This is a genomic window from Rhizobium sp. PEPV16, assembly GCF_008919455.1.
In the GTDB taxonomy this organism is placed as follows: Bacteria; Pseudomonadota; Alphaproteobacteria; order Rhizobiales; family Rhizobiaceae; genus Rhizobium; species Rhizobium leguminosarum_Q.
The window spans coordinates 13019-18674 of record NZ_VSZV01000255.1; the positions used below are offsets into that span (position 1 = coordinate 13019).

Here is a 5656-nt window from a genome sequence, read left to right on the forward strand (position 1 = left end):
TCGAGCGCGTGGTGGCAAAGCTCGGGGATTCGAGTTTTCCGGAAACGCCGGGATCTGGAGGACAGCAGGGCGCGCCTTCCGTCACCGCAGGCGTCTATGCTGCCTGCACGAAGCTGCGGGCGGTGGTCGCCCAGCGTCTGGGCTTCAACGCCGCAGAGGCAGAGTTCGTCGACGGTCAGGTTCGTTCCGGAAATCGAAGCGCGCTGCTCGCCAGCGCTGCCGCCGACGGCGATCTCGTCGCCGAGGACGTCATGGAATTAGGCGATCTGGCGAAGCGCTTCGCGATCCAGACCTTCGGGGCGCATTTTTCCGAGGTCGGCGTCGACGTCTATACCGGCGAAATCCGCGTTCGCCGCATGCTCGCAGTATGCGCCGCCGGCCGCATCCTCAACCCCAAGACCGCGCGCAGCCAGGTGATCGGCGGGATGACAATGGGGATCGGGGCGGCCCTGATGGAAGAGATGGTGGTCGATAAGAGATCCGGCTTCTTCGTCAATCATGATCTCGCCGGCTACGAGGTTCCGGTCCACGCCGACATCCCTCATCTCGAGGCCGTGTTCCTCGACGAAGTGGATCCAGCGATATCGCCGGTGAAAGCGAAAGGCGTCGGGGAACTGGGACTGACTGGTGTCGCGCCGGCCGTCGCAAATGCGGTCTACAACGCAACAGGCGTGCGGGTGCGACAATATCCGATCACACTGGAGAAATTGCTCGATCGGTTGCCTCATCGCGAGTGATAGTCCCGGCGAATGACTAGAGCTCTCAAAGGACATCAGGATAGACGCCGACCATCCTCGCCGAAGAGGTGCAGCACGTCGGGGTCGAGATGCAGCGGCAGGCCATCGCCCGATTTCATGCGCTGCTGGCCGGCAAAGACCGCAATCAGTTTCTTCCCGCCTGCGTCGGCGTGGACGACGGTCTCCGAGCCCAGTTCCTCGACAAGAGTGACGCGCGTATCCAGTCTGCTCACTGAACCCGCATCGGCAAGGGTGATGTGTTGGGGGCGGATGCCGATGCTGACCCTTTCGCCCGCTGGGCGTGCCTCCTTGGCAACCACGGAAAGACGATGGCCGCCGACGGTTTCGACCTCAGCGAAACCGTCCTCGTGACCGACAATCGCACCTTCGAGAAAATTCATGTGCGGCGCGCCGATGAAGCCGGCGACGAAGCGGTTGGCCGGCTTATTGTAGAGTTCCAGCGGTGTTCCCACCTGCTCGATCCTGCCGCCTCTCAGCACGACGATGCGGTCGGCCAGCGTCATTGCCTCGACTTGGTCATGGGTGACGTAGATCATCGTCGCCTTCAGGCGGGCGTGAAGGGCCGCCAGTTCGGCACGCATGCTGACCCTGAGTTCGGCGTCGAGATTGGATAGCGGCTCGTCGAGCAGGAAGGCATCCGGCCGCCGCACGATGGCGCGGCCGATCGCCACGCGCTGGCGCTGGCCGCCGGAGAGCTGGCCCGGACGGCGCTGCAGGAAAGGCTCAATCTCCAGCATGCGTGCGGCGTCGGTGATGCGCGCTTCGATCTCGGCTTTCGCCACCTTGGTGTTCTCGAGACCGAAGGCGAGGTTTTCCCTGACGCTCATATGCGGATAGAGCGCATAGGACTGGAAGACCATGGCCAGGCCGCGATCGGCGGCGCTGATAGCGGTAACATCCTTGCCGTCGATGGCGATGCTGCCGCCTGTGGGCTTATCGAGGCCGGCAATCAGGCGCAGCAACGTCGATTTCCCGCAGCCGGAAGGGCCGACGAAAGCGACGAACTCGCCGTCGTTGACCTCAAGCGAGACATCGCGAATGACCTCGACGGCGCCGAAATTCTTGACGATGTTCCTGAGCTCGAGCCCGCTCATGCACTCTCCTGTTTCATATGTAAGCTGGCCTCTTTCAAATTATAGCTGGCCTATTTGAGCCCCGAGCCGGCAATGCCCGTGGTGATGAAGCGCTGCAGGAAGACGAAGATCAGCACGACCGGGATCATCGAGACGACGGTCATGGCGAGGATATAATGCCATTGCACATTGAGCTCGCCGGCATAGACGTTGAGGCCGACTTGCAGCGTATAGAGTTCCTTGCGCGAGAGCACGATCAACGGCCAGAGGAAGTCGTTCCAGCGCCAGACGACCGAGAAGATTGCCAGCACGGCGAGAGCCGGCGCCGACAGCGGCAGGATGATACGCCAGTAGATCTGCCATTCGCTGGCCTTATCCATACGCGCGGCATCGAGCAATTCGTCGGGGATCGTCAGCATGTATTGCCTGAGCAGGAAGACGCCCGTCGGGGTGGCGACCGTCGGCAGGATGACACCCCAGAGGCTGTCGAAGAGGTTCAGCGTGCCGATGACGGAATAGAGCGGCACGACGATGACCGAGAGCGGCACCATCAGCGTTGCCAGGATCATCAGCATGACGGCGGTGCGGCCGGGGAACTGGTATTTCGACAGCGCGAAGGCGGCCATGGAATTGACGAGCAGCGTAATAGCCGTCGCCACGACGGTGACGAAGACGGAGTTGCGCAGGAACAGGAAGAAATCGAAGCGCTGGAACGGTTCGGTGTAGTTGCCGCCGGCGAATTCGACCTGACGCACCGGTGTGCGGTCCTTGATATTCGCCTTGACGATTTCACCCGGCTGTTTCGGATCGACCATCTGGCCGATGATGCCGATGCGGCGGACTTCGGCAAGCACGCGGGTGCTGCCATCCGGCATCGCGACATTATAGAGCGGCAACGGCTTGTCGTAGCCCGGCACCACTGCCTGCTCGGTGACATAGGGCAGGAAGGACGGCGGGAATTCGGCAAGGGCCGCCGGCGTCTTGAAGGAAGAGAAGACCAGCCAGACGGCGGGGCCGAACATCAGGAAGACGCCCGAGATCAGCCAGATCCAGGTGACCACATCGGTCCAGTGCCAGCCGCGGCCGCGGCGGCGGAGCAGGAAGGCAGAGACTGCGCTCATTGGCGTGCTCCCTTCTTCTCGTTGCGGCTACTGACGCCGAGCTGGACCAGGGTCAGGATGACGAGCACGATGCCCATCAGGATCGAGGCGGCGGAAGCCAGTCCCGGATTGCGCAGCGAACTCGCAAAGCCGGTCTCGTAGATATATTGGGTGATGTACATGGTGCTGGTGCCCGGTCCGCCGCCGGTGAGCACGAAGACCTCGTCGAAAATCTGCACGGCGCGGATCAGCGCCAAGACCAGCACGACGATGAGGTTCGGCATCAGAAGCGGCAGGGTAATGCGCCGGAAGATGCGGGTCGGACGGGCGCTGTCCATCGCCGCCGCCTCGTAAAGATCGCGCGGGATCGCCTGCAGGCCGGCGAGCAGGATCAGCGCATAAAAGCCCATATGCGCCCAGACCGAGACGAAGACGGCAAAGAAGAAGGCCCAGAAACGATCGCTGAGCCAGGAGAAGGGTTCGAAGCCGAAGGGGCTCAGCGCATAATTCAACAGGCCTTCGCGCTGCAGGATCCATTTCCAGATCAGGCCGACGACGACGGGCGACAGCAGCACCGGGAAGAAGAAGACGGCGCGCCAGAAGCCGCGATTGGAAAGCTCGCGGTTGAGGATCAAAGCCGTTGCGAGCGCTGCGATCAGCATCACTGTGACCTGAAAGACGACGAAGACGGCGGTGTTGCGTACCGCCGCCCAGAAGGTGTCGGCGGCACAGGTCGAGGGATCGAGATAGCTGCGGCAATCGAAGAGGATGCGGTACTGGTCGGCGCCGACATAGGTCCTGTTCTGCAGGAAGATGGCGCTGCCGCTCGTCGTCGAATAGATGAAGTTGATGACCAGCGGCAGCAGCACGAAGACGGTGAAGATCAGCATGTTGGGCGCCAGGAAGACGCCCGCCATGCCGTTCAGCCCGGTCAGTTTCTGCCAGGCACGCATGGGAATGTCGACGATCCCCATCACGAGCCGGACAGGCGCCGAGAGCGCCTGCCGCAGACCGGTTCTCGCCGGTGGTTCAGAAGAAGCCGTCTTCGCCGTCATCTGTTCATCCGTCAGTTGCCGGCGACCTTGGCCTTGATGTCCTCGTCGATGCGGGCATAGGCGTCGTCGAGCTTCATTTCGCCGGCGATCACCTGGCTGATGCGGGCGACGATGGCGCTGTAATAGGCATCCGACCACTTCCAGCCCGGCAGCTTCATGGCGGGTGCCGCCGTCTGGCCGGCCGCTTCGACGAAGGCCTTCAGCGCCGCCTGCACATGCGGATTGTCGGTCTTGAAGCTCATCTCGCCGGCGGCGACGCCCTTATGCGCCGGAATGAACAGGCTGCGTTCGGCAAACTCCTTCTGCACGTCGGCACCTGCCAGGTAATCCATCACCTTGGCGACGTCCTTCGGGTTCTTGGTATATTTGACGGCCACCAGACCGGCGCCGCCCTGCATTCCGGTGCATGCGACAGAACCGCAGGGGCTACCCGCCATCACCCAGTCGAAATTGTCGCCGATCTTCTGGGCGAATCCCGAAACCTGCCAGCTGCCCGAATAAAGATAGGCAAGGCCGCCATTGATGAAGTCCTCGGCGGCGGAGCGGTAGGTGGTGCCGGCAGCACTGACCCAGACATCCTTGTTGATGGTGCCGTCCTCGTTCCACTTGACGAAGCGGCTGAGGAAGTCCTTGGCGCCCTGATCGATCGGCGCCGGCTTGCCGTCGGCGGCGATGTAGTTGGCGCCGTAGGAGATGTTCGGGCCGGAGACGCGGTGGCCGGAGCGGTCGATCGCCATGGCGAAGACCTTCTGGCTGTCGGCGACCTTCTTGGCGGCCGCCGCCCAATCGTCCCAGGTGGCCTTCGGGCCTGGAATTTCGACGCCGGCCTGCTCGAACAGCGTCTTGTTGACGAAGCCACCGGTCAGCGTCAGCTGCGTCATGAAGCCGGTGATGGCGTTCGAGCCGTCGGGACGCATCCAGTCGGCCTGGGCGCCAAAATTGTCCTCCCAATATTTCGCGTCGGTGAGGTAGGGGCGAAGATCGAGCCAGTGTTGCGCCGGCGCCTTCAGATTGGTGAGGCGGGCAATATCCGGCCCCTGCCCGGCTTCGAGCTGCACCGGCAGCTGTTCCTTGACGACGTCGTAGGAGACTTCGTCGAGGATGACGTTGACGTCGGGATTGGCCTTCGAGAAGCGCGACAGCAGGTCCTTGATCACCTCGCCTTCGCCGCCGTCGGAATACCACATGATGCGCACGTCGCCGGCATGGGCGGCAACGGAACTCAACAGAATTGCAGCAAAAGCCGCGCCGATCGATTTCATTCTGGTCATTTTTTCCTCCTCTTGATCGATCAATTCCTGCGTCCGGCCGGTCCTCCACCTGCCGGACACTTCGTCTACGAGGCCGCGCGCCGAGGCTGCCTGCCCGGTATCTTCAGATGTACCGCGTCTCCCCGCACCGACCAGTCCGCCGGGCGAAGAATACGGCCTTCGGCGCGCACGGTGCCGTCTTCTTCGAAGACGACCCGGCCATAATCCGGATCGCTAACGATCAATGCACCCTCTTCGTCGCGGCGGGCCGAAAGCGTGGCGAAACGCGCCTGCATGCCGTCAAGGTCAACCTCACGCCCGAGATCGGAGAGACGGACGATCCAGCGGCCGTTGCGGCCAGCCAGCCGCAGCTCGATATCCGTCGTCGGGCCTAGCTTTACCGGCTCCAATGCGCCGTTG

Annotated in this window: 5 protein-coding genes and 1 pseudogene; 1 reads left to right on the top strand and 5 read right to left on the bottom strand. The window is 62.7% G+C overall.

Annotation, left to right across the window (positions count from 1 at the left end; translation table 11 throughout):
- Window positions 1-737, top strand: a 737-nt coding sequence (locus FY112_RS37590; protein WP_246700646.1) for a molybdopterin cofactor-binding domain-containing protein, incomplete at its 5' end; no start/stop codon positions are given.
- A gap of 35 nt (window positions 738-772) precedes the next feature.
- Here the strand turns inward: FY112_RS37590 and ugpC are convergent.
- From ugpC to FY112_RS10090, 5 genes and pseudogenes are all read right to left on the bottom strand, one after another.
- A complete protein-coding gene (ugpC, locus tag FY112_RS10070) occupies window positions 773-1852 on the bottom strand; it encodes a sn-glycerol-3-phosphate ABC transporter ATP-binding protein UgpC (protein WP_151518311.1) in 1080 nt (359 codons plus the stop codon).
- Window positions 1853-1902: 50 nt separating this feature from the next.
- Complete coding sequence (locus FY112_RS10075; RefSeq protein WP_003539547.1) at window positions 1903-2952, bottom strand: carbohydrate ABC transporter permease; 1050 nt, start codon at window positions 2950-2952, stop codon at window positions 1903-1905.
- Window positions 2949-3986 carry a sugar ABC transporter permease gene (locus tag FY112_RS10080; protein ID WP_094086014.1) on the bottom strand — a complete coding sequence of 346 codons (1038 nt, stop codon included), beginning with the start codon at window positions 3984-3986 and terminating at the stop codon, window positions 2949-2951. Before FY112_RS10080 ends, FY112_RS10075 begins: the two co-directional genes overlap by 4 nt.
- An 11-nt stretch (window positions 3987-3997) precedes the next feature.
- A complete protein-coding gene (locus tag FY112_RS10085; RefSeq protein ID WP_131622641.1) occupies window positions 3998-5257 on the bottom strand; it encodes an ABC transporter substrate-binding protein in 1260 nt (419 codons plus the stop codon).
- A gap of 65 nt (window positions 5258-5322) precedes the next feature.
- A pseudogene (locus FY112_RS10090) lies at window positions 5323-5656 on the bottom strand (hypothetical protein); the annotation flags it as partial.

Bases quoted from the DNA above. Each gene is read 5' to 3' on its own strand.
- ugpC (WP_151518311.1), bottom strand. From the start codon at position 1,852: ATGAGCGGGCTCGAGCTCAGGAACATCGTCAAGAATTTCGGCGCCGTC.
- FY112_RS10075 (WP_003539547.1), bottom strand. From the start codon at position 2,952: ATGAGCGCAGTCTCTGCCTTCCTGCTCCGCCGCCGCGGCCGCGGCTGG.
- FY112_RS10080 (WP_094086014.1), bottom strand. From the start codon at position 3,986: ATGACGGCGAAGACGGCTTCTTCTGAACCACCGGCGAGAACCGGTCTG.
- FY112_RS10085 (WP_131622641.1), bottom strand. From the start codon at position 5,257: ATGACCAGAATGAAATCGATCGGCGCGGCTTTTGCTGCAATTCTGTTG.